Source organism: Nonomuraea sp. NPDC050783 (assembly GCF_040802095.1).
Taxonomy (GTDB): domain Bacteria; phylum Actinomycetota; class Actinomycetes; order Streptosporangiales; family Streptosporangiaceae; genus Nonomuraea.
The window spans coordinates 49847-73463 of record NZ_JBFAHK010000029.1 but is presented as its reverse complement, the minus strand read 5'-3'; the positions used below and the strand labels follow the sequence as shown (position 1 = coordinate 73463).

The window sequence follows — 23617 nt, the reverse complement described above, 5'->3', positions numbered from 1 at the left end:
CGCGGTCCCGGCGTCGTCCTGCCGGCTCGCGGAAGGGGACGTGGCCGCGGTGTCATGGCATGTCCCGCCGTCACGTCCCGGTCATCGGGTCAGGAGGCCAGGGTCCATTTCTGGCTGGCCCAGGTTCCGCAGTCCCACAGGTGCAGGGCGGCGCCGTCGCTGCTGCTCTGCGCCTCGATGTCGAGGCAGCGGCCTGACTTGAGGTTCTTCAGCGTGCCGTTGGACTGCGGCACCCACTGCTGGGAGGTGTAGCCGCCGCAGTCCCACAGATGGGCCTTGGTGCCGTTGGCGGTACCGCCGCCGACCACGTCCATGCACTTGCCCAGCGCCTTGAGCTGCGTGCCGTCCAGGGTCCACGACTGGCTCGCACTGCTGGAGCAGGTGGCCTGCTGGATGGGGGTGCCGTTGGCGGTGGCGCCGTCGGCCACCGTCACGCACTTGCCGTTGCTGTTGACGATGTGCCCGCCGTCACCCGGCGTGGGGGTGATGGTCGGCGTCGGACTGGTGGTGGGGTCGTCGGGCGTGCGGTCGAAGTAGATGAAGTCCCAGTTCTTGAGCTGGGGGACGGTGAAGGAGACGTACCGGCCTCCGGAGTCGGAGCCGGCGGTGAAGGGTAGTTCGCTGGAGCGGCCACCGTCGCGGTCGGGGCTGGCGAGGTGGATGCTCGGCGGTACTGCCTGATCGCCGAGGTAGTACTTGACGGGCAGGTTGGCGAGGGTGGGCGGGGTCGCCGTGCCGGAGTCGCGCCACTTGTTGTCGTTGCCGAGCAGGTTGATCAGGTGGATGACGTCGGTGCCGTCGTTGCGCATGACGTTCGCCCAGATGCTGTTGGCCGAGCCGTCGCTGCTGGTGGGCCGGCCGCTGATCTGGACGGCGTTGGAGGCGGTGTGCAGGTTGGGGCCGTAGAAGAGGTTCTCGTAGCCGGTGATGACGTCGTAGTAGGTCTTCTCCCAGGCCTTCAGCTCCGGGGACATGGTCTTGCTCTTGTTGAGGAAGTACTCGGTGTTGAGCATGTGGTCGTTCGGGCCGAGTTCGAGGTGGTGTGCGCCGTTGGCGGCGAAGGCGGCGTTGGCGAGCTGGACGGAGGTGGTGTCGAAGACGCTGTTGCTGTTCGGGGTGCCTTCGGGGGTGTTGGGCCGGTTCATGTACGCGGGTAGGACATGCGGTTTGCCGCCGGAGGCCTGGCGCTGCGATTCCAGCAGGTTCTTGACGCTGGGGTTGGTCTCGAACTCGCTCCACAGCTCGGTGTAGAGGTAGTCGGCGCTGGAGTCGGCCAGCTCGGAGCGGCCGTAGCCGTCGACGGCGTTGAAGCCCACGGGCTTTCCGAGCGCCTGCCTGGTGCGGTCGGTGAGCTGGGCGAAACCGGCGGGCCGGTCGACGCGGTTGTGGTTGACGTCGTACATCTCCTCCCAGTAGCCGATCTGGTCCAGATGCGCGCCGTCGAAGCCCATGGAGTTCACCGTGTCGGCGTACTGGCCGATGATGTAGTCCTGCCAGGACCGGTTCTGCGGGTTCATGAAGTGCAGGATCTGGCCGGGAAGCATGGTGTAGGTCCACTCCTGGCCGTTGCCCTTGAACAGCCGCCAGTCAGGGTTGACCTTGGAGGTGTCGTAGTCGTTGAGCGCGGCGTAGGACTGGTGGTAGGGAAGGGCGGCGACGTTGCGGGCGTGGCCGGAGGCGATGTAGTTCTTGACGGTCTGGGAGCTGATGGTGTCGCCGTTCCACGCGGTCCAGGTGCTCGCCACTCCCAAGCCGTCGTGCTTGACGGGCAGTTCGTGCTTCCACAGCCAGTCGTAGTACTGCAGCGAGTTGATGTGGTAGCGCCGCGACAGCTCGGCGATGTCGCCGTCGGCCTCGCCGGCGGAGATGCCGGTGCCGTAGAAGGCCAGGAAGCCCATCCGGGGGAAGCGGGTCCAGGTGCTGGAGACGTCGATGGCCGTCTGCGTACGGCTGGAGCCGCCTTCGATCTCGACCAGGTAGCCGGTGAAGTCGGTCGACGGCGGCTTGACCTTCCACGTCACCTCGCCGCTGCCACTCGATTGAACGGTGGCCTGCTGGACCACGTCACCGAGGTGAGTGAGGGCGAAGGTGACCGGGCCGCTGCCGTCGACCTTGGCGGTGACGGTCGCCTCCTGGCCGGGAGCGTAGCGGGAGGCGTCGGTCCAGGCGTCGGTGACGGTGGCCGCCGAAGCCATCGTGGCGGGGACGACCGCGACGGCCGCCGCCGCGAGGGCCAGCCCGGTGATGAGGATGGGCAGGCGAGGTGGGCTTGCTCCGTGCATGGGAAACCTCTCGTCGAACCATTGGGGATGAGGTGCGGCCCCTCGCGGAGGGTGAGGAGCCGCACCCGGGCGATTCAGCTGAGGGTGCAGGCCGAGCCGTTCAGGGTGAAGGCGGTGGGCCTGGCGTTGGCGCCGCTGTAGGTGGCGTTGAACCCGGCGGTGATCGAGGCCCCCGGGTTCAGGGTGGTGTTCCAGGATTCGCCGCGGGCGGTGACCTGAGCGCCGTTCTGTCCCCAGATGGCCGACCAGCCGCTGCTGATCCTTTGGTTCCCGCCGAAGGAGAAGCCGAGCGCCCAGTTGGCGACCGGAGCGGTGCCGGTGTTGGCGATGGTGACCGAGGCGACGAAACCGCTGCCCCAGTCGCTGCCGACGTGGTAGGACACCTTGCACGAGCCGCTCTGCTGATCGGGCGCCGTGGTCACACTGGTGGCAGGGGAGGCGGGACCGGACAGGCCGGTGCTGTCCTTGGCCTTGACCGTGAAGCTGTAGGTCGTGCTCGGGGTCAGGCCCGTCACCGTGGCCGACAGGCCGGTGGCCGAAGCCACCTTCTCGCCGCCCGCGTAGACGTCATAGCCGGCGATCGGGTTGCTGCCCGCGCCGGCCGCGGTCCAGGTCAGCTTGACCGAGGTGGTGGTGATGTCGGACGCGGCCGGCTGGCCCGGGGCGCCAGGAGGCTGGGCCGTGGGGTCGCAGGAGCTCTTCAGGTAGCGGCAGGCCACCACCGAGGGCGTGCTGAGCGACCTGCCCTCGGCGATCGACCAGGCCAGGCGGACGTACTGGCCGTGGGCCCAGCCGAGCGGCGTCGCCGAAGAGGACGGGGTGCCGGCGGCGCCGGGGCCGTTGTGGTCCCACACCTGTTCGGAGATGAGTCCGGCTTCGGTGGCGGCTGCGGCCATGGCGGCCAGGCGGGCGTCGGCGCTCTTGCCCGCGGCCAGTTCGTACTCACCGCGTTCGCCCGCGAACAGCACCCACAGGCGGCCGATCGTGGTCAGGCTGCCGTCGGGGTAGCCGAAGTTCCATTCGGCGCCGGTCTTGGTCTCGCCGTAGCCGTCCCAGTTGTAGCGGTGCCAGAACTGGCCGTTGGGAGTGTTCTCGCCGAGTTGCTGGTCCACGATGGGCAGCGTGCTCAGGATGGCCGGGTCGGACGGCGAGAGCACGCCGAGGCGTACCGTCTCCAGGAAGCTCGGGTCGACCACCGCACGCTGGTCGGCGTTGGCCGGCCCGCTGTCACCGATCTTGTACGTGGTGCCCTGGTTGGGCTTGCCGTCCTTGGTCAGGCGCAGGAAGTACTGGGAGCCGTAGGGGCCGTTGGTGGTGACCGTCCAGTCCTTGAGGTGGGACTGCCAGTCGTCGGCCTTGGCCAGGTACGCCTGTTGCTTGGCGGTGTCGCCGTTGGCCTTGGCGATCTCGGCGGCGCAGACCAGGCCGGCGATCTCGGCGGCGATGGTGGCCGGGGAGTAGCCCCCCTGGTTCTCCCACCGCTCCTGGGTGGTGACGGGGCCGTTGCCGGCGATGTAGTCGGCGGCCGCCTTGACGTGGCTCCAGGTGTCGGCGTCGGTCTTCTTCAGCGTCCAGGCCAGCAGGATCGGCGCGGCGACCTCGTCCAGCTGGGTGTTGTTCCAGTGCTGGTTGCCGTCCAGGTCGCTGTTCTGCGGGAACGAGCCGTCGGACTTCTGCTGCTTGGTGAACAGGAACGTCAGCGCCCGTTCGGCGGCCGCGGTGTCGCCGGCCGTCAGCAGGCCGCCCGCCTTGCCGGACACGTCACGCGCCCACACGTGGTGGTAGACGGTGGAAGGATTCTCCAGATTGGAGGTGCCCCATGCCCAGGGCATGGTCGGGGAGGCGACGAACGCACCCCGGTGAGTCTTGTCCTCGTGCGAGGCCAAGACCATGACGGAGGCGTTGTAGACGTCCTTCTCGCGCTGCGTCTTCAGACTGGCGGGCGGCGGCTTGAGCGTGGCGACGTAGTCATGCCAGCCGCTCGCGAACTTCGCCGACACCGCGGGGAAACCCGAGGCCAGCGAGTCCTGGACGGTGGAGGTGGCGGCGGCGGCGTTGTCGCCGAACCCCAGCGCCACGGTGGCCTTCTGGCTGCCGGACAGCCCGGTCAGGGCCAGCTTGCCGGTCTGGACGAGGTTGCCGCCCTGCTGGCGGGCGTCGTAGTGCCAGTCCATGGTGCGGTCGTTCTTCAGGTCGCTCCAGCCGTCGCTGGTGTCCTTGTAGCCGCTGGAGGTGGCGGTGAAGGCCGGTGAGGCAGCCAGCGCACTGCCGTTCTGGCCGTCCTCGGCGACCAGCGCGGACCCTTCGCTCCAGCCCTTGTCGTCGAGCTGGTAGGTGGAGCCGTTGCTGAGGCGGGGATTGTAGAGGGCGTACAGCTGCAGCGGCTGGCCCGTCAGCGACTCGAAGGTGACGTCCATCATGACCGTGGAGCGGTCGGGGTCGGTCACGTAGGTCTTGGTGAGCCGCCATTTGCCGGACTTGGCGGTGTTGGTCTGGGTGAAGGTCAGCGCCTTGGGGTCAGCGAGGCGAGTGGACTTGTCGGATGCGTCGCTCTCGCGCTCGGCGAAGGAGCTGCCGTCGGTGACGATGAACTGCATGTCGCGGACGCTGGGGGTGTCGAGGTCGGGGTAGTAGATCTCCGACAACCCGCCGTTCTCGAGCGTGTACCAGACTTTGCTGGTCAGCGTCTTCGACGTGCCGAAGCCCGTCTTGTCGGCGGGAGCCCAGGTGGGTGACGAGCCGGGTGAACCGGGCGCGTTGTCCAGCGCGCCGGCTTGGGTGGCCGGTAGTGCCACCAGGGCGGTTGTCAGCAATAATGCTGGCAGCCCGGCGAGCCTGGTGCTGCGTTTCACTTCTGCCTCCAGTGAAGGGTGGGGTGGTGCGGCGAGTGAGGCTCGCCGGGCGGGGCTGGAGAGCGGTGCAAGCGTTCTCCAGCCCCACTTCTGCTACTCGGTCAGGCCGAGCAAGGGGATGGCGACAGGCTGGTGGGCGTGCCAGTCCAGCACCGCGGACTGCTGCTGTCCCGGCCCGACCAGCACGTCGATCGCGTTCGGGTCGGCGGTGCCGGTGTCGCGGGCCGGGGTGGTGTCGGTGAACTCGCCGGCGCCCCCGCCGAAGCGGTAGTCGTGGACCCACCACGGGCCGGTGTTCCAGTGCTCCAGGCTGTAGACGGGCCGGACGTTGCCGATGCCCTCGCCGTCCTCGGCGTCGCTGAACATCGCCACCGCGTAGCGCACGTCGGCGGGGTCGGCGCCCCCGAGCGCGCTGACCGGCAGGCTCGCGACGATCTGCCGTGAGGCGGGCAGCACGGTCAGCTCGACGGCGGCCTTCCTGGTGCCGTCCGGGGCGTAGGCGCCGGTGCCGAAGGCGGCGTCGGGGTAGCGGCCGTCGGCCACCACGGCCAGTCGCCAGGCGTGGTCGGTGGCGATGTTGGTGCCGGGCAGCGCGGGGCTCGGGTCTCCGTCGCCGGAGCCGAGGTAGACGTTGAGCCGCTGGACGCTCATGCCGTTGCCGCCCCACGGGTTGCCGATCGCTCCGGCGAGCTGCGTGACCAGGCGCAAGGTGTCGCCGTCGCGATAGACGCCGAAGCCGGTCAGGTCGAACGCGCCCGGATTGAAGGCGCCGGCCGCGGGATAGACGTAGGTACCGGGGCCGTTGTCGTCCCCGGCCGGGTCGGTCAGGGTGCCGACGCGCTCGCCGAAGGACAGGACGCGGCGGGTGAGCGCGCTGGTGCCGCCGTCGCCCGCGACCGCGACGACCGTGATGTGGTTCTGCACGCGAGGCAGGGCGACGGTGGCGGTGAACCTGCCCCCCGAGGGGGTCAGCGTCGTGGTGACGCCGTCCACGGCGACGTACACCTTGGCGGCGTCGGTGCTGCCGGTGACCTCGATCGTCTTGCCCGCGGCCGTGGTCAGGTCGGCGGGGGTCTCCAGGCCGAGGGCGGGCGTCGAACGGGTTTCTGCGTAGCGGTCGGCCACGACCTCGGGAGTCTCGACGGGCCGCCCCTGCTCGATGCCCTGGGCCAGGCGCACGTACTGAGCCATCGCCCACGACAGCGGGGCGGCCGAGCCGGTGCCCTTGCCGAAGACGTGTCCGTACGAGGTGGGCTCGGGCTGGTCCCACACCTGCTCGGGGATCATGTAGCCGTCGTTCGCGCTGTCGGCCATGGTCCGCAGGTACGCCCGCGCGTCCCGGCCGTTCGCCAGCTCGTACTCGCCCCGTTCGCCCGACAGCAGGGGCCACGGCCGGCCGATGCCGACCCCGGTCCACGGGGCGCCGTCGGCGGTCTCGCCGTAGCCGTCGAAGGTGTAGCGCTTCCACATCCTGCCCGAAGGGGTCCGGACGGAGATCGACTCGTCCACGGCCGCGAGCGAGTGGGCGATCGCCGGATCGCCGGCCGGTTTGACGCCGAGCCGGACCAGTTCCAGGAAACCGGCGTCCACGACGCTGTTCTCCTGGTGCGTGCCGGCGCCGTTGGCGTACTCGCGAGTGGCCCCGTCGTCGGGGTGGCCGGAGGCGTTGACGCGCACGTAGTACTTGCCGTCGCTCAGGTTGCCGGTCGTGGTGTACGTCCAGGACTGGACCTGACGCTGCCAGGAGTCGGCCAGTCCTTGGTAGACGGCGGCGTCGGCCCGCCGGCCGTGGCCTCGGGCGAGGTCCGCGGCGCAGACCAGCGCGGCGATCTGGGCGGCGATGGTGGACGGTGAATAGCCGCCGGTCTCCTCCCAGCGCTCCTGGGCGGTGATCGGCCCGTTGGCCACCAGGTAGTCGGCGGCCCGCTTCACCCTGGCGTCCCACACCCCGACGTGATGGGCGAGGATGATCGGGAACGCGGTCTGGTCGAGCTGGATGTTGTTCTGGTCGGGGGTTCCGTCCGGGGCGGAGTTCTGCGGGAAGTGGCCGTCAGCCAGTTGCTGGGTGCCGAACAGCCATGCCACCGCGTCCCTCGCCGCTCGGATGTCGCCGGCCGCGAGCAGTCCGGTGACCTGGTGGTAGAGATCGCGTGCCCAGACGAAGTGGTAGCCGCCGCCCGTGCCGTCGGCGTCGACCGCCTGCCCCCACGGCAGCGTCAAGGAGGCGATGAACGCGCCCGGATGGGTCTTGTCCTCGTGCGCCTTGATCGTCATCAGGGCCGCGTCGTACTGGGTACGCAGCTTGCCCGTCAGTCGAGTCTGCTTCAGGCCGGCCAGATAGGCCCGCCAGCCGACCTGGTACATGGTCTTGAGCGCTGAGAACGGCTGGTGGAGGCTGAGCCGGGCGGTTCGCGCCGCTGCTTCGGCGTCGGCACCGAACCCCAGGGCGAGGGTGAAGCGCGTCGAGCGCCCCGGGGTCGGGATCTGGGCGGTCTGCACGATGTTGCCGGCTGACGCCGAGCCGTAGCCGGCCGGCAGCCGGTGCTCGCTCTGGAGCTGTCTCCAGCCGTCACTGTCCGATCCGGCGTAGCCGGTGGAGGCGGCGGCGAAACCGACCGAGCTGGCCAGGGCCGAGCCCACTCCCCCAGCAGTGTCCTCGCTGAGGAGCATGCCGTCGCCGGTGCGACCGGCATCGCCCTTGGCCGAGCCGGCAAGGGACGGGTCGTAGAGCGCGTACAGCTGTAACGGCCCTCCGCGCAGCACCTCGAAGGTGACCTCGATCGCGATGGTCGCGCGCGTGGGGTCGGTGACGTAGGTCTTGGTCAGCCGCCAGCGCCCGGCATCGTCCTCGCTGCGCTGTTCGTAGGTCAGCGACCGCTCATCGGTCAGACGTACCGACCGGCGGGTGTGGTCGGTCTCCCGCTGGGTGAAGGTGGCGCCGTCGGTGATGGCGAAGTCGAGCGTACGCACATTGGGGACGGTGGCGTCGGGGTAGTAAGCCTCGCTCATCACGCCTTCGGTAAGGGTGAACCACACCTTCGACTGTCGGCTCGCCGAGGTGCCGATTCCTTCCTTGTTACCGGACGTCCACGTGGCCGATGCTCCCGGCGCGCCTGGCGGATCAGCTACGGATCGGGCGGCGGCTGGACTCAGGGGGACGAGGCAGGTCAGGACAGCAGTGGCCAACGCCACGGGCAGCCTGGAACGGTGCGCGCGCATGCGGCTCCTTGAAGGGACGTGACGAAGGTCGGCAGCCCGGCGGCCAACTCACGCTGCGGGCCGGCCCAACGTGCTCGTTGAATCCCCGGCCGGCGGGGCGGGATGGGAGCCAATGTGGCCTCCGTCATGGGGGGTGCTGCTCCGTAGAGTCAGCCATGTTTCTTTCGTGTGTCAAGCAAGTGACTGGAACTTTCTTGACGAAATTAACTCTCGCGTGCCACGATCTCGCCCAAGCGCGGCACCCGCCCCGCTCTCGGACTCGTGGGCATCGAAGGGGGCGCCATGCACGTCCCGGCCAAGGCGTCCTTCTGCCCCCGGGAACCGGTCCAGGTGCCCGTGCCAGGCTCAGTTCTGAAGGTGTCTCATCTGGGCCGACCTGTCTCGGCTGTACGTGCACGACGCCGCACGTTCGTCCTGCCAAGGCCGCCGGCCTCTCTGATGATCGGCAAGGCCGCCGGCGCCAGGCCGACACCGCCCAGCGACAGGCGCGCAGCAGAGGATCTCAGCCTGGGGGCGACGTACTCATCAGCGATGACGCTCGGCCGAACACGATCTGGCAGCAGATCCGCCATGCCGGCCACTTCCCGGCGATCCGCCTCATCAGCCTCACCGGGCAGCCCCCCGGCTGCGGGCATGTCATCGCCGCCTTGCCGCCCTTGGGCAAGTGGCAACTCATTCACCTATCAGGGAGACCCCTATGACGACATCGTGGTGGCGCAACGCCGTCATCTACCAGGTCTATCTGCGCTCGTTCGTGGACTCCGACGGCGATGGCATCGGTGATCTCGAAGGACTGCGCCTGCGTCTGGGCTACCTGCGCTCCCTGGGTGTGGACGGACTCTGGCTCAACCCGTGTTATCCCTCGCCGGGTGCCGACCACGGCTATGACGTCTCCGACTACACCGACATCGACGCGCGCTACGGCGGCCTGCCCGCCTTCGACCGGCTTCTCACCGACGCGCACGGCCACCGGTTGAAGGTGCTCATGGACCTGGTGCCGAACCACTGCTCCGTGGAGCATCCCTGGTTCCAGGCCGCGCTGGCCGGTGACCGCGAGGCCCGCGAACGGTTCATCTTCCGCCCGGGGCGCGGCGACCAGCCGCCCAACAACTGGCGTTCGATGTTCGGCGGCCCTGCCTGGACTCGGGTCGACGACGAGTGGTACCTGCACAGCTTCGATCCCGGCCAGCCCGACTTCAACTGGCGTAACCCCGAGGTCGGCGAGTACTTCGAGGACGTGCTGCGGTTCTGGTTCGACCGGGGCGTGGACGGCATCCGGATCGACGTGGCGCACATGCTGTTCAAGCACGCCGACCTGCCCGACTGGCCGAACCACCCCGAGTACAACATTCTTTCGCAGAACCAGCCCGAGGTGCACGAGGTGCTGCGCCGCTGGCGCAAGCTCGCCGACAGCTACGACCGGGACCTGACCCTGGTCGGCGAGGTGTGGGTGCCCTCGGTCCAGGATCTCGCCCTGTACCTGCGTCCCGACGAGCTGCCTCAGGCGTTCTACTTCGACCTGCTCGTCCAGCCGTGGGACGCCGCCGGGTTCCGCGCCTCCATCGACAGGGGCATGGAGGCCATCGGCTCCACCGGCGCGACCATCACCTGGACGCTGGCCAGTCACGACGCCCACCGTGCCGTCAGCCGCTACGGCCTGGTCAGCTACACCGGCGGCCCGCCCAACCGGCCGCGCGGTGAGGTCGATGTCGACCTCGGCGTACGCCGGGCCCGCGCGGCGATGATGCTCCTCGCCGCCATGCCCGGCTCGGTCTACCTCTACCAGGGCGAGGAACTCGGCCTGCCCGAAGTGCTCGACCTGCCCGACGAGGCCCGCCAGGACCCGACCTTCCTGCGATCAGGCCCTGCCGACTACGGCCGTGACGGCTGCCGCGTGCCGCTGCCCTGGAACGCCGACCAGGTGGCCTTCGGCTTCTCCACCAAGCCGGAGACCTGGCTGCCGCAGCCGTCCTGGTTCGCCGACTACGCCGTCGACTCCCAGCTGGACGTCCAAGGCTCCACCCTCGAACTGCATCGCCAAGCGCTGAAACTGCGGCGCGACTTCGACGGTGACTTCACCTGGCTGCCCACTGAGCGGCCGGACGTGCTGGCCTTCCGCCGCGGCGACCTGATCGGCGTCACGGTCTTCGGCTCCGAGCCCTACCCCACGCCCTACGGCACCCCCATCCTCGCCTCCACCGAGCCGGCTCCCGGCACGGTCGCGGCGAACAGCACCGCCTGGTTCCGCGCCTGAGCGAACCAGCCCCCGAAGGAGAACCGATGAAAAAGATCAAGGTGGCCGCCGTCGCCGCCTGCGCCTTGCTGGCAGTGGCCGCCTGCGGCAGCGGCGGCGACAAGCCCGCCACCACCTCGGGCCCGCGCACCCTCACCCTGTGGCACTACGAAACCGCCGACAGCGCCATGGGCAAGGCCTGGGCGGAGGCGATCAAGGAATTCGAGGCCTCCCACCCGAACGTCAAGGTGAAGTTCGAGGAAAAGGGCTTCGAGCAGATGCAGAAGACCGCGGCCATGGTTCTCAACTCCGACCAGGTCCCGGACGTCATGGAGTACAACAAGGGCAACGCCACCACCGGCCTGCTGTCCAAGCAGGGTCTGCTCACCGACCTCACCCCCGAGGCCACCAAGCGCGGGTGGGACAAACTGCTCAGCCCCTCGCTGCAGACCACCGCCAAGTACGACGAGCGTGGCGTCATGGGCGGCGACAAGTGGTACGGCGTCCCGAACTACGCCGAATTCACCATGGTCTACTACAACAAGGACCTGTTCCAGAAGAACGGCATCAGCGTTCCGACCACGCTCGACGAGTTCACCGCCGCCCTGGACGCCTTCACCAAGAAAGGCATCACCCCGATCGCCATGTCCGGCGCCGAGTACCCTGCCGGCCATCTGTTCTACCAGCTTGCCCTCACCAAGGCCCAGCGGCCCTGGGTGGACGCCTTCCAGCTCTACAAGGGCAAGACCGACTTCCACGGCCCCGAGCTGACCTACGCCGCGACCACCTTCGCCGACTGGGTGAAGAAGGGCTACATCAGCAAGGACTCGGCCGGGCTGCGCGGCCCCGACATGGGCGACGCCTTCATCGCCGGCAAGTTCCCCATGCTGTTCTCCGGGAGCTGGTGGTACGGCACCTTCGCCTCCGACGTCAAGAAGTTCGACTGGGGCACCTTCCTGTTCCCGGGCTCGCCGCTGACGCTCGGCTCGGCCGGTAACCACTGGGTCGTTCCCGAGAAGTCCAAGAACAAGGACCTGGCCTACGACTTCATCGACATCACGATGAAGAAGAACATCCAGAACCTGCTCGGCAACTCCGGCGGCGTCCCGGTGGCCGCCGACGCCTCGGCCATCACCGAGGCCAAGAACAAGGAGCTGATCAGCCTCTACAACAAGGTCGCCGCCTCCGACGGGCTGGCCTTCTACCCCGACTGGCCCGCGCCCGGGTACTACGACGTGGTCACCGCCGGCGTCCAGGAGCTGATCAACGGCACCAAGGAGCCCGCCAAGGTTCTGGACGAACTCGCCGGTCCGTACAACGACAACCTCGCCGAAATCGGCGGCTGACACCCTCCGGACGAGCGCGGGACCCCAGGCGGCCCTCACGGGGCGGGTCCCGCGCTCTCCCTTGAAAGGCATTCCATGGCAGTCGACCAGCTCACCGGGCGGCGTACCGGCGCACGCCCCAGCCACAAGAGGACCCATCCAGGCCGCGCCCGGCGCCGGATCGGCTATTGGCCCTACCTGATTCCCGGCATCGCCGCTTCCGTCCTGGTCATCATCGGCCCGTTCCTGATGAACGTCTACGTCAGCTTCACCAAGTGGACGGGCATCGGCGACCCACGCTGGATCGGCCTGGACAACTACACCAGGCTCCTGTCCGACTCGATCTTCTGGGGTTCCTTCCGCAACAACATCGCCCTCATCCTGGCCATCGCGATCGTCCCGACCCTGATCGGGCTGATGATGGCCGCCACGTTGTTCGACTACATCGGCAAGAAGTTCGGCCCACGCACCGCTTCGGCGCTGCGCGCCGCCTTCTACCTGCCACAACTCCTGCCGATCGCGGTCGCGGGCGTGGTGTGGGGCTGGATGCTGCATCCCTCCTACGGCGCGCTCAACCAGATCCTCGGTATCAAGGTCAACTGGCTCGGCGATCAGGACCTGGCCCTGCCGACCGTCATGGCCGTGATGGTGTGGTTCCAGCTCGGCTACCCGCTCGTCATCTTCATGGCCGCGCTCCAGCGCATCGACCCCAGCCTGTACGAGGCGGCTCAGATCGACGGCGCCACCTGGTGGCAGCGCTTCCGGCACATCACCGTCCCCAGCATCCGGCCCGAGATCTACGTCGTGCTGCTGACCAGCACCGTCGCCGCTTTGAAGGTCTTCGGGCCGATCTTCGTCCTGACCAAGGGCGGCCCTGCCCGGGCCACCATCGTGCCCTCCTACTTCAGCTACCAGAACTTCTTCGAGAAGGCCAACGTCGGGTACGGCTCGGCCATCGCCACCGTCCTCGCGGTGATCATCCTGGTGATCACCTTCGTCTTCCTGCGCTTCCAGAACACCAAGGACGCCCGATGACCCGCAGCCTCCCCAAGTACGCCGTCCTGATCTCCTTCGTCGTGATGGCCGTCGTCGTGCTGTTCCCCTTCGCCATCATCGCGCTCAACGCGGTCAAGACCTCGGCCGACTACTCCGCCAACGGCCCGCTGAGCCTGCCCGAGGCCATCACCTTCGACGGCATCATCGACTTCTGGAACCGCGTCGACTACACGGAGAAGCTGTTCAACAGCTTCCTCATCAGCGCCTCGGTGGCGGTGCTGGCCGTGCTGCTGTCAGTGCTGAGCGCCTACGCTCTCGGCATCGGCCGGGTCAAGGGACGCCTGTGGGTCCTGGTGCTGTTCCTGATCGCCAACACGCTGCCGCAGGAATCGCTGATCTACCCGCTGTACTACCTCTCCAAAGAGGCCGGCCTGTACGACACCCGGCTAGGCATCATCATCATTCTCACCGTCATGCAAGCCGCGTTCGGCACCTACCTGCTCTCCTCGGTGCTCAGCCAGTTCCCCCGCGAGATCATCGAAGCCGCGGCCATCGACGGTGCCGGACGCTGGTACCAGCTCTGGCGCATGGTCGTACCGATCAGCCGGCCAACCCTGAGTGTCCTGCTGATCTTCTTCTTCATCTGGACCTGGAACGACTTCTTCCTGCCGTTGATCTTCCTCATCTCCAACGACGGGCAGACCGTACCGGTCGCTCTCGGCCTGCTGCAGGGCGAAAAGCTGATGGACGTCACCACCTCCAGCGCCTCAGCGCTGCTGGGCATCATCCCCGCCATCGTCTTCTTCCTCATCTTCCAGCGCACGCTGACACGCGGCGTCACCGTCGGAGCCATCAAGTGAGCCCGGTCGCCGCATTCGGAGGTGGACGACTCGTGCCCTCGCCCAGCGACGAGAGCCTCTCCACCTGGTGCGAGCGCAATCTCGGCGCTCCGGTAACCGAACGGCTCTTCGAACGCGCCCACCTGTCCGCCGTCATCGGCGTGCGCTTACATGACGGCAAGCGCGTCGTCGTCAAGACCCGGCCGCACGCCGAGCGGCTCGTCGCCTGCCACCAGGTGCAACACCACCTTCACCGAGCAGGTTTCCCCTGTCCGCGCCCCTTGGTCGCACCGACCCCGCTGGACGCCACGATTGCCACGGCGGAGGAGTTCGTGCTCGGCGGCAGCATGCTGACAGGACGCGACGACATGCCCGAACTCTTCGCGGCCGCCTTGGCTCGCCTCATCGCTACGGCACCCACCGTCGACACCATCGGCACGCTGACCCCGGCGCCCCCGTGGGTCGGCTGGGACCACGACGACGAGCGTCCATGGCCACGTCCCGACGACCTCGACGCCGACCTCAATGACCACCCTGCGCCCGCCTGGCTGACCGAGGCCGCCCAGCGCGTCCGCTCCCGCCTGACCGGCACCCGCCTGCCGCCCGTCGTCGGCCACGGCGACTTCGAATCACAGAACCTGCGCTGGGACGACAGCCGGCTCCACGTCGTGCACGACTGGGACAGCGTGGTCAGCCTGCCCGAGGCGGCCGTGGCAGGTGCTGCGGCGGCCGTCTTCAAGACCACGAACGCCTCCGGCGCGCACACACGCATCGACGAGACCGAACGTTTCCTGGCCGCCTACGAAGCCGCGGGTGGCGGGACGTGGAACCAGGAAGAGCGGCGTGTGGCCTGGGCGGCCGGTGTGTGGGTGCTGGCGTTCAACGCCAAGAAGGAATCCGTCAGGATGCCGAACGGCCCAGGCCAGCGCCAGCTGGCCGGTGAGATCACCGAGCGGTTGCGCCGTGCCCAAGCCTGAACCGGGCCGAGCTGTGGTACTGGCCCCGCAGTCTGCGGAAAAGGAAAGTTCATGACGCGGTTCGATGTGCTCGTCGTCGGCGGGGCGGGGGTCGACACCCTCGTCCGCGTGGACGAACTGACCCTCCCCGCTGGCGACTCCGTGGAGGTGCCGCCGATTCGGGACTACGTCGCCCACACCGGGAACGGCGTGGCCCTGGGCCTGCACACGCTCGGCGTCAGGACGACGTTCCTCGACTACGTGGGCGACGACGAGCAGGGCCGGCTGATCCGCGACCGCTACCATGCGGCGGGGCTGGACTTCACCGGCCTACCCGCCCCTGCGGGCACCCCCCGCAGCGTCAACCTGGTGGACCGCAAGGGACGGCGCTTCTCGTTCTACGATGGGCGCCACCCGGCCGACCTGCGGATGCCCGCCGACGTCGCCGAGCCGCTCGTCCGCGATGTCCGGCATGTGCACCTCACCCGCGCCGACCACGTCAGGGATCTCTTCCCGGTGGCGAGGGCCGCGGGCAGAACCGTCTCCACCGACCTTCACACCTGGGACGGCGAGCACCCCAGCGCGGCGGACTACGCCTACGGGTCTGACCTCGTCTTCCTCAGCGGGGAGCTGATCCACGGCAGGGAGGCGGAGGTCACCGCCCGGATCATCGACCGTGGTCGGGCCCGCGTCGTGGTCGTGATGGACGGCGCCCGCGGCTGCCACGTTCGGCTGCGCGGGGACGACGCGCCACGTCACTACCCCGCGACGCCTCCGAGCAGGCCGGTCGTGGACAGCAACGGTGTGGGAGACGCGTTCGTCTCCGCCTTCCTCACCGCCTGGCTGCGGGACGAGCCGCTGGCGGAGGCTGTCTTCGCCGGTCTCGTCTCCGGGGCGTTCGCGTGCGGCGCTCACGGCACCCACGAAGAGCTGATCGACGCGCCCGGCCTGGCGCGGGAGAAGCGCCTGGCCGCCACCGCGGTCGCCGGGGACCCGCAGTGACGTCGGTACGGATCTTCTTGGTCAGCTCGTCCAGCGTCGTGTAACCGGGCAGCTCGCACTGCGCGCGGACCAGTTCCTCCAGCGCCACGTTGATCACATCGGCCGGGTTGTCCTTCGCCTGCACCGCCTTATGGATGGCCTCGGCCGCCACCGCCCGTACGCCGGCCGCGTCGTACACCACACCCATGCGCTGGCGTACAAAGCTCCGATGCCGCTTGGCCGACCGCTCCGCAGCGTCGGTCAGCACGACCTGCTCTGGCAATCCGACCACGCCACGGATGTGCGCGGCCACTACCGGCGGGACGTCCCCGAGCTTCGGGAAGCACCCAAGCCGCTGGTATGCCTTCAACCACACCAGCAGCGCCGGCAGATGCTGATCGTCCTGCGTCTTGCCACGCGCCCACTCCACTTCGGCCAGCGACGGAGTGAACACCTCCGTCAGCTCCCGAGTAGACACGGCCCGCGCGGACCTCGGGTAGGCCGTCCGATCGATCGACGCCACCCGAACCTCCGGAAACCGTCACCAATCAGCGCGAACCCTCAGATCCCACGACCGGTGATCAAGCCCGCGGCCCGTTTCTGCCGTATTCCGGTGCCACCCGAGGTAGAGCCTCGTGCCCGGACGGCATGGGAGGCGGCGCAGGTTCTCTGCACATGCATACGCGTCAAGCGACGCCGTAGTCATATTTCGACACTTCAGATAACTACACGCAATAACTAATAGGATACAAATAGTTATTTCTGCTGGTGGGGATGCCTGTGAAGGCAATTCCCGACGGCGGAAGATCCGCCGACAACAGTGGAGGTCAGCAATGTCGAACAACCTGATGGACTCGCTCGCGCCGGTCCTGTCCACCCCGGTGACCCGCGCCCTGACGAGCACCGCCGCCGACGACAGCGGCGAGGTCGGCCAGTCGATCTTCGGTGTCACCACCGGCGGCTTCACCTTCGCGGGTGACGAGCAGGAGTAGCCACCCCTCCCGGGTGCCGGTCCGGTAAGCACCGCGCCGGGCCGGCACCCACCTCCGCCGAAACCTGCGACCCAGGGGGTTCGTCTTGTGTGAAGTGCCCAACATCGCCGGGCTGGCCCCGTTGTGGCAGCTGACCCGTGGCGATGAGCGCGTGCGGGTAGCCGTCGTCGACGGCCCGGTCGAGCGGACGCATCCCGTCCTGGCCACAGCGCTCCTGAAGCCGGTCGGCCAGGCTCCTCCGGACGGCGATGCCGGGGTGAGGGCAGCGCATGGCACGGCTGTGGCCAGCGTGTTGTTCGGGCACGGCCAGGTAGCCGGTGTGGCGCCGCGGTGCACCGGGCTGCTGGTTCCGGTCTTCTCCGATCGGCGGCCCACCTCGCAGGTGGATCTGGCGCGCGGGATCGAGACGGCCGTCGAGGCCGGCGCCCATGTGATCAACATCAGCGGCGGTCAGCTCACACAGCCCGAAGCCGCCGACGACCTGCTGGTGCGGGCCGTGCGACGGTGCCAGGACGACAACGTGCTCATCGTGGCGGCCGCCGGCAACGACGGCTGCTTTTGCGACCACGTCCCGGCCGCGCTGCCCGGCGTGCTGGCAGTCGGCGCGCTGGACGACGCGGGCCGGCCCCTGGCGATGAGCAACTGGGGGCCGCACAGCCAGCGCCGGGGACTGCTGGCCCCAGGAGAGAACATCACCGTGGCGGCGCCCGGCGGCGGCACCACCAAGCAGAGCGGCACCAGCGTGGCCACGCCCATCGTGGCAGGTGTCGCCGCGCTGCTGCTCAGTTTGCAACTGGGCGCCGGCCGCCGCCCGAACCCGCACGCGATCGCCGAGTTGCTGCTGGCGAGCGCCGACCCCTGTGACGCAGGCGAACCGGCGGCCTGCGCCCGCTACCTGACCGGAACCCTCAGCATCACGAAAGCGGTCACCGCCATGACGAACGACATCTCCCACACCTCCGACACGCCCGCGGGCGTCAGCGAGTCCACCGGGAGCAAGCCCCTTGCGCCCACCCCCGAAATGATCACCGTCTCGGCGCCACCGCCGGCCGACCCGCCCTCCAGCGAGTGCCAGTGCCCCCTCCCCTCAGCGCCGGTCACCGCACTAGTCACCACCTCGCTGCCCGTGCCCGCCGCTGCCATCGGCGCGGAGTCAGGCCTCGCCCTGTCAGCTGCCCCGTCCGGAGCCACGCAGACGGCGGCCAAGGTCTTCGCGCTGGGCAGCCTGGCCTACGACTTCGGCACCGAAGCGCGCCGCGACACCTTCAAACAGCTCATGCCCGATGTCGAGGCCGACGGCGGCAACGTGCCGGCCAACCCCTATGACGCCCGGCAGATGGTCGCCTACCTGCGGGACAACCCCTCCGAGGCGCACCCGCTGATCTGGACGCTGAACCTCGACCTGACCCCGATCTACGCCATCGAACCGGTCGGCGGCTACGCCCCCGGCGTCTACAAGCGGCTGGTCGACTTCCTGGACCGGCAGTTCAAGAGCGACAACGACCCAGCCTTCGTCGACCGGATCTCAGTACCCGGCCACGTGAGGGGCCGCACCGTCAAACTGTTCTCCGGCCAGCACGTGCCGGTGGTCGAGGTCGAGCTGAAGCGCGGCCTGTACGCCTGGTCGGTCACCAGCCTGGCCCGGGCCGTCAGCGACTGCGGGGTGCCCGAGCACAACCAGCAGCAGCCCGCCACCGGCCAGCTGCGCGACGCCGTCGCTGACTTCCTCCAGCGCATCTACTACGACCTGCGCAACCTTGGCATGGCCGCGCGCGACCGGGCGCTGAACTTCGCCGCCACCAACGCCGTCCAGGCCCGTCAGACGCTGGCCGAAGCTCTCGGCAACGGCATGGCGCTGCAGAACATCGATGTCGAAAAGAGCCCCTACGGCCGCCCGGACAGCGACACCTGGGACGTCAAACTGCGCTTTTTCGACCCCGACAACAGCAGAAGGGCCAAGCGGGTCTACCGCTTCAGTGTCGATGTCAAGGACGTCATGCCGGTGACCGTGGGCGAGGTCCGCTCCTGGCCCGAAGCCTGACCGGCAGGGAGTACATGATGAGCTTCCCCATCCAGGCACCGCCGGTGCGCCGGCCCGAGCTGGTCCAGCCGCACACCGTCCTCGGCATCGAGGGCGACAGCCCAGGCGATCACGCCCGCAGACAGGCGCTGCTGCGCTACGGCGCCAACTACAACGACCCCCCGGCGTACTGCCCGCCCACCTATGAGGAGCTGCGCGTCAGCGCCGCCCCGCAGGCCTGAGGGAGGGTGTGCCGAGTGTCTGACCGCCCGGCTTCGGCAGGCCTGCAGCCCGCCGAAGCCGTCCCTGGAGCCCAGGAACTGCGCCGGTGCACCGGCGGCGGCCGCGGAGTCACCATCGGCGTGCTGGAAGGGCCGCCGCAGCTGTCCCACCCGTGCCTGGCCGGTGCCGAGGTGACCGTCCTGGAGCCCTGGTGGCTGCCGCCCACTCCGGCGATCAGCTACGCCGTCCAGCACGGCACCTACACCGCCAGCGTGCTGTTCGGACAGCCCGGCACACAGGTCGAAGGGCTGGCCCCGGGAAGCCGCGGCCTGTTCGTGCCTGCCGTACGCGATGAGAGCACCCTGCTCGATCCCCTCAACGTGGCCCGCAGCATCGAGTTGCTGACCGAGCACGACGCGGACATCATCCTGCTCTGCCTGGCGCACGCCACCATCTCCGACGACGTAGCCTGGCCCATCAAACGCGCGATCCAGACCGCCGCCCGGGCAGGCGCGCTGATCGTGGCCCCGACCGGCAACGACGAGGGCACCTGCCGCAACGCGCTGGCGGTGCTGCCCGAGGTGCTGGCCGTGGGCGCGCACCGCAACGACGGGGTGATGTTCAAGTTCAGCAACTGGGGCACGGCCTATCGCAGGCACGGCATCGTGGCTCCCGGCGAAGCCGTGCTCGGCGCCCTCCCCGGCGGCGGGACCGTAGCGCACAAGGGCACCAGCGTCTCGATCGCGCTGATGGCCGGCGTCGCGGCCCTGCTGCTCAGCGCACGCCGGCAAGCCGGGCTTGGCGACGACACGCTCGCCGTGCGCCGGGCCTTGCTGCAGACCGCCCGGCCCTGCACGCCGGGTCAGAGCCACGGCCGGCCCGAACGCTGCCTGGACGGCAAACTCGACCTGCCGGCCGCCACCCGGCAGGCCCTCGCCGGCGGCCAGGTGCTGCCCTCGACCGCGGGCCCAGCGCGCCCGCATGCGGCCTACGCACTCGGCGCCCTGGCCTACGACTTCGGCACCGAGGCACGTCGCGACAGCTTCAAACAGCTCATGCCGCAGGTCGGGGCCGACGGCGCCGGCGTGCCCGCCAACCCCTACGACCCGCGCCAGATGCTGGCCTACCTGCGCGAGGACCCGTCGGAGGCGCGGGCGCTGATCTGGACGCTGAACCTCGACCTGACCCCGATCTACGCCATCGAACCGGTCGGCGGCTACGCCCCCGGCCTCTACAAGCAGCTGGTCGACTTCCTGGATCGGCAGCTGAAACCCGCCGCCGACGGCGATGCCGTCGACCGGGTCTCGATACCCGGCCTGCTGCCCGGCCGCACCGTGCGGCTGCTGTCCGGACAGGTGCTGCCGGTGCTGCAGATCGCCACCGGTCGCGGCCTGTACGCGTGGTCGGCCGCCCGCCTGGCCGGCGAGCTGGCCCGGGGTGTGGGGACTATTTCCTCAGAGAACAACGCTAAGGACTTTCCGCACGTCAGCAAGGGGTGCGCTGAGCATGGCTGACGGATCAAGGTCTCAGCTTGGATGTACTCGCCGGTAGCTAGCGGTTGATCATTAGTTTCGCCCCTTGTGGCCGAGTATCTGTCCGATGAGCAGGTAAGCCGGTATAGCCGGTTTCCGGCGGCGCCGTCGCCGGCTGATCTGGAGCGGTTCTTCTACCTGGATGCCCCGGCGTTGGCCAAGGTGGCGGAGAAGCGTGGTTCTCACAACCGGCTGGGCTGGGCGGTTCAATGGGGCACGGTGCGGATGCTCGGCACGTTCCTGCTTGATCCGCGAGATGTTCCGCACGCCGCGGTGGACTATGTGGCCGAGCAGATCGGTGTGGCGGACCTGTCGTGCATCAAGCTGTATCCGGAGCGGGCCCAGACCCAGTGGGACCATCAGGGCGAGATCCGGGAGCTGCTGGAGTACCGGGAGTTCGCCGAGGGCCAGGACGAGCTGCTGAGATTCCTGGGTTCGCGGGTGCGGAACTTCCGGGTCTCGCGGCGGGAGTTGTTCGACCGGGCGGTGGTGTGGCTGATCGACAACAAGGTCGTGCTGCCGGGGATCACCGTGCTGGAGCGGCTGGTACGCGATGTGCGCACGGACGAGCTGGACGCGATCAACGTTGTGCTGACCGAGCGGACGCCGGTGGAACTGCGGCGCGAACTGCTGGAGACGCTGGAGGTCCCCGACGGCCGGAGGGTCTCCACGCTGGAGTGGATGCGCACCACGGTGACGGACGTGTCCGGGACCGGGCAGGGCAAGGCGCTGGAGCGGGTCGAGGCAGTGTGGGCGCTGGGCGGCGGCGCGGTGGACACCCTGGGGGTGGCGCCGGTGAAGCTGGCCGAGCTCGCCGCGTACGGGATGTCCGCCAAGGCCCCGAAGATCAAGCAGCTGGAGGCGATGCGGCGCTCGGCCACGTTGCTGGCGACGGTCCGGCATCTGGAAGGCGCGTCGGTGGACGACGCGCTGCTGCTGTTCGACGTGCTGATGGCGACCAGGCTGCTGTCGCGCGCCGCCCGGGCCGGGCGGGAGCAAAAGCTGCAGTCGCTGCCCAAGCTCCGCAAGGCCGCCGCTGACCTGGCCGCGGCGGTCGCGGTCGTGTATGCGACGCCGTTGGAGGCCGAGAAGGGGCCGACGCGGGCGGCGGATCTGGTCGGCCGGATCGAGCAGGTGATCTCCAAGGAGCGGCTGACCGCGGCGCTGGATCTGATCGCCGAGCTGGTGCCGGGTGAGGAAGACGACGACGATCTGGAGTGGCGGGCGGAGTTGATCGCCCGGTTCAAGACGGTCCGGCCGTTCATCGACTCTCTGGCCCAGGCGATCCCGTGGGGCTGCACCCCGGCCGGGACGCCGATAGTGAAGGCGGTCAAGGACCTGCCCACCTTGCTGGCGCGCGGCAAGTACGCCGGGGTCGAGCACATGCGCGAACACGACGGACTGGTGAGCGGGTCGTGGCGGCGGCTGGTGTATCACAACCCGAACCTGCCCGACGGCTCGCTGGACCGTGCCGCCTACACCTTCTGCCTGCTGGAGGCCCTGCACGCGGCTCTGCGACGGCGCGACGTCTACGCGATCGGCGCTGACCGGTGGGGCGATCCGCGCGGCAAGCTGATCCCGCAGCCGGTATGGCAGGTGCACCGCGACAGCGTCTTGACCGCGCTCGGCCTGGAGATGGACCCGACCCGGCATCTGCAGGATCTGGCCGAGGACCTGGACGCCGCCTACAAGCAGGTCGCGGCCAACCCGGCCGTCACGGTCAAGGGCGGCCGGTTGAACCTGGAGAAGCTGGAGGCGCTGCCGCTGCCGGACGGCTACCAGGCGGTACACGACGCCGTGCAGGCGATGCTGCCGCGCATCGACTACCCCGAGCTGCTGCTGGAGGTCAACGGCCACACCGGGTACTTAGAGGTGATGCCGCACCTGTCGGGCTCGCAGGCGCGGCGCCCCGATCTGGACATCAGCCAGGCCGGCGTGCTGGTCGCCCGATCCTACAACGTCGGATTCGTCCCGGTGGTCAAGGCCGGTCAGCTGGCGCTCACGCTGAGCCGCCTGCTCGGGGTGGAGAAGGGATACTTCCACCACGAGGGCATCGCCGTGGCGTCGGCGACGCTGGTGACCGCGCAGAGCGACATCTCGATCGCAGTGCAGGACTGGGGCGGCGGCCTGGTCGCCTCCGCCGACGGGCTGCGGTTCGTGGTCCCGGTCAAGTCGCTGCATTCCCGGCCGAACCCGGTCTACTTCGGGCGCGGCAAACGCTCCCGCGGCTCGACCTGGCTCGCGGTCGTCAACGACCGGGTCATGGGCCTGGGCGGGCTGGTGGTGCCGGGGACGATGCGGGACTCGCTGTTCATCCTGGATGCCCTGCACCGCCTGGACGCCATCGAGCAGCCCGACATCGTCACCACCGACACCGCCTCCTACAGCGACATCGTGTTCGGCCTGTTCGCGATCTGCGGTTACCAGTTCGCCCCCAGGATCGCCGACATCGGCGACGCCCAGATGTGGCGGCTGGACCTGGTCGACGTCGGCCTGGCCGGCCAGGCGGTCGCCAAGGCCGACAACGGCTACCGGCACCTCAACGATCTGGGCCTGCGCAAGATCAATATTCGGATCATCCGACACCACTGGGCCGACATGCTGCATGTGGCCGGGTCGCTGGTGACCAACCAGGTGCGCGCCTACGACCTGCTGCGGATGCTGTCGGCCGACGGCCGCCTGACCGGGCTTGGGGCGGCGTTCGCCCACTACGGCCGCATCTTCAAGTCGATGCACCTGCTGCATGTGGCCCACCTGGAGGACTACCGGCGGATGATGGGCGCCCAGCTGAACATCGGCGAGGGCCGCAACGGCCTGGCCCGGCGCGTCTTCTTCGGCAACCTCGGCCAGCTCCGCCAGGGGTATGAGAAGGGCATGGAAGACCAGCTCGGCGCGCTCGGCCTGGGTCTGAACGCGATCATCTATTGGAATAGCCTCTACATTGACGCCGCTGTGAAAGCCCTGCAGGCGGACGGGCAACTGGTGATCGGCCCGGAGATCCGGGCCCGGCTGACTCCGTTGATCTGGGAGCACATCAACTTCCACGGCAGTTACCCGTTCACCCGGCCGGAGGCGCCGGGGAACCTGCGGCCGCTGCGCGATGCGACGGCCGAAGGCGACGAACAGGTCTGATCACGATGGGGGTCTCATATCTCTCCGCCAGGCTGG

14 protein-coding genes and 1 pseudogene are annotated in these 23617 nt (G+C 68.9%); 11 read left to right on the top strand and 4 right to left on the bottom strand.

Going from position 1 to position 23617, the window contains the following annotated elements; all coding sequences use genetic code 11:
* Window positions 1-89: 89 nt before the first annotated feature.
* The 3 genes from AB0H75_RS44040 to AB0H75_RS44030 form a co-directional block, all read right to left on the bottom strand.
* Window positions 90-2282, bottom strand: a complete 2193-nt coding sequence (locus tag AB0H75_RS44040) for a glycoside hydrolase family 66 protein (RefSeq protein WP_367806828.1) — start codon at window positions 2280-2282, stop codon at window positions 90-92.
* Between the two features lie 74 nt (window positions 2283-2356).
* Window positions 2357-5134: a glycoside hydrolase family 15 protein gene (locus tag AB0H75_RS44035; protein WP_367806826.1), complete on the bottom strand. Its 2778-nt coding sequence runs from the start codon at window positions 5132-5134 to the stop codon at window positions 2357-2359.
* 93 nt (window positions 5135-5227) lie between these two features.
* On the bottom strand, window positions 5228-8353 hold the full coding sequence (locus AB0H75_RS44030) for a glucan 1,4-alpha-glucosidase (protein WP_367806824.1): 3126 nt from the start codon (window positions 8351-8353) through the stop codon (window positions 5228-5230).
* Window positions 8354-9050: 697 nt separating this feature from the next.
* Here AB0H75_RS44030 and AB0H75_RS44025 point away from each other — a divergent pair.
* From AB0H75_RS44025 to AB0H75_RS44000, 6 genes are all read left to right on the top strand, one after another.
* Window positions 9051-10607 carry a glycoside hydrolase family 13 protein gene (locus tag AB0H75_RS44025; protein WP_367806822.1) on the top strand — a complete coding sequence of 519 codons (1557 nt, stop codon included), beginning with the start codon at window positions 9051-9053 and terminating at the stop codon, window positions 10605-10607.
* Window positions 10608-10633: 26 nt separating this feature from the next.
* Window positions 10634-11932 carry an ABC transporter substrate-binding protein gene (locus AB0H75_RS44020; protein WP_367806820.1) on the top strand — a complete coding sequence of 433 codons (1299 nt, stop codon included), beginning with the start codon at window positions 10634-10636 and terminating at the stop codon, window positions 11930-11932.
* Between the two features lie 75 nt (window positions 11933-12007).
* Window positions 12008-12946, top strand: coding sequence for a carbohydrate ABC transporter permease (locus tag AB0H75_RS44015; RefSeq protein WP_367806818.1), 939 nt, complete (start codon window positions 12008-12010; stop codon window positions 12944-12946).
* Window positions 12943-13767 (top strand): carbohydrate ABC transporter permease, encoded by an 825-nt coding sequence (locus AB0H75_RS44010; protein WP_367806816.1) that lies wholly within the window; start codon window positions 12943-12945, stop codon window positions 13765-13767. Before AB0H75_RS44015 ends, AB0H75_RS44010 begins: the two co-directional genes overlap by 4 nt.
* 32 nt (window positions 13768-13799) lie before the next feature.
* On the top strand, window positions 13800-14723 hold the full coding sequence (locus AB0H75_RS44005; RefSeq protein WP_367806814.1) for a phosphotransferase: 924 nt from the start codon (window positions 13800-13802) through the stop codon (window positions 14721-14723).
* A gap of 51 nt (window positions 14724-14774) precedes the next feature.
* A complete protein-coding gene (locus tag AB0H75_RS44000; RefSeq protein ID WP_367806812.1) occupies window positions 14775-15704 on the top strand; it encodes a carbohydrate kinase family protein in 930 nt (309 codons plus the stop codon).
* A 31-nt stretch (window positions 15705-15735) separates the two neighbouring features.
* On the opposite strand, the pseudogene AB0H75_RS43995 reads toward AB0H75_RS44000, so the two are convergent.
* Window positions 15736-16206, bottom strand: a pseudogene (locus AB0H75_RS43995) (DUF4158 domain-containing protein); the annotation flags it as partial.
* A 310-nt stretch (window positions 16207-16516) separates the two neighbouring features.
* Here AB0H75_RS43995 and AB0H75_RS43990 point away from each other — a divergent pair.
* The 5 genes from AB0H75_RS43990 to AB0H75_RS43970 all read left to right on the top strand — a co-directional run bounded on the left by AB0H75_RS43990 (window position 16517) and on the right by AB0H75_RS43970 (window position 23581).
* On the top strand, window positions 16517-16675 hold the full coding sequence (locus AB0H75_RS43990; RefSeq protein WP_367806810.1) for a hypothetical protein: 159 nt from the start codon (window positions 16517-16519) through the stop codon (window positions 16673-16675).
* A 94-nt stretch (window positions 16676-16769) separates the two neighbouring features.
* Window positions 16770-18716, top strand: a complete 1947-nt coding sequence (locus tag AB0H75_RS43985; RefSeq protein WP_367806808.1) for a PatA/PatG family cyanobactin maturation protease — start codon at window positions 16770-16772, stop codon at window positions 18714-18716.
* A 17-nt stretch (window positions 18717-18733) separates the two neighbouring features.
* Window positions 18734-18937 carry a hypothetical protein gene (locus AB0H75_RS43980; RefSeq protein ID WP_367806806.1) on the top strand — a complete coding sequence of 68 codons (204 nt, stop codon included), beginning with the start codon at window positions 18734-18736 and terminating at the stop codon, window positions 18935-18937.
* Between the two features lie 15 nt (window positions 18938-18952).
* On the top strand, window positions 18953-20431 hold the full coding sequence (locus tag AB0H75_RS43975) for a S8 family serine peptidase (RefSeq protein ID WP_367806804.1): 1479 nt from the start codon (window positions 18953-18955) through the stop codon (window positions 20429-20431).
* A gap of 66 nt (window positions 20432-20497) precedes the next feature.
* Window positions 20498-23581 carry a Tn3 family transposase gene (locus tag AB0H75_RS43970; RefSeq protein ID WP_367806802.1) on the top strand — a complete coding sequence of 1028 codons (3084 nt, stop codon included), beginning with the start codon at window positions 20498-20500 and terminating at the stop codon, window positions 23579-23581.
* Window positions 23582-23617: the final 36 nt, after the last annotated feature.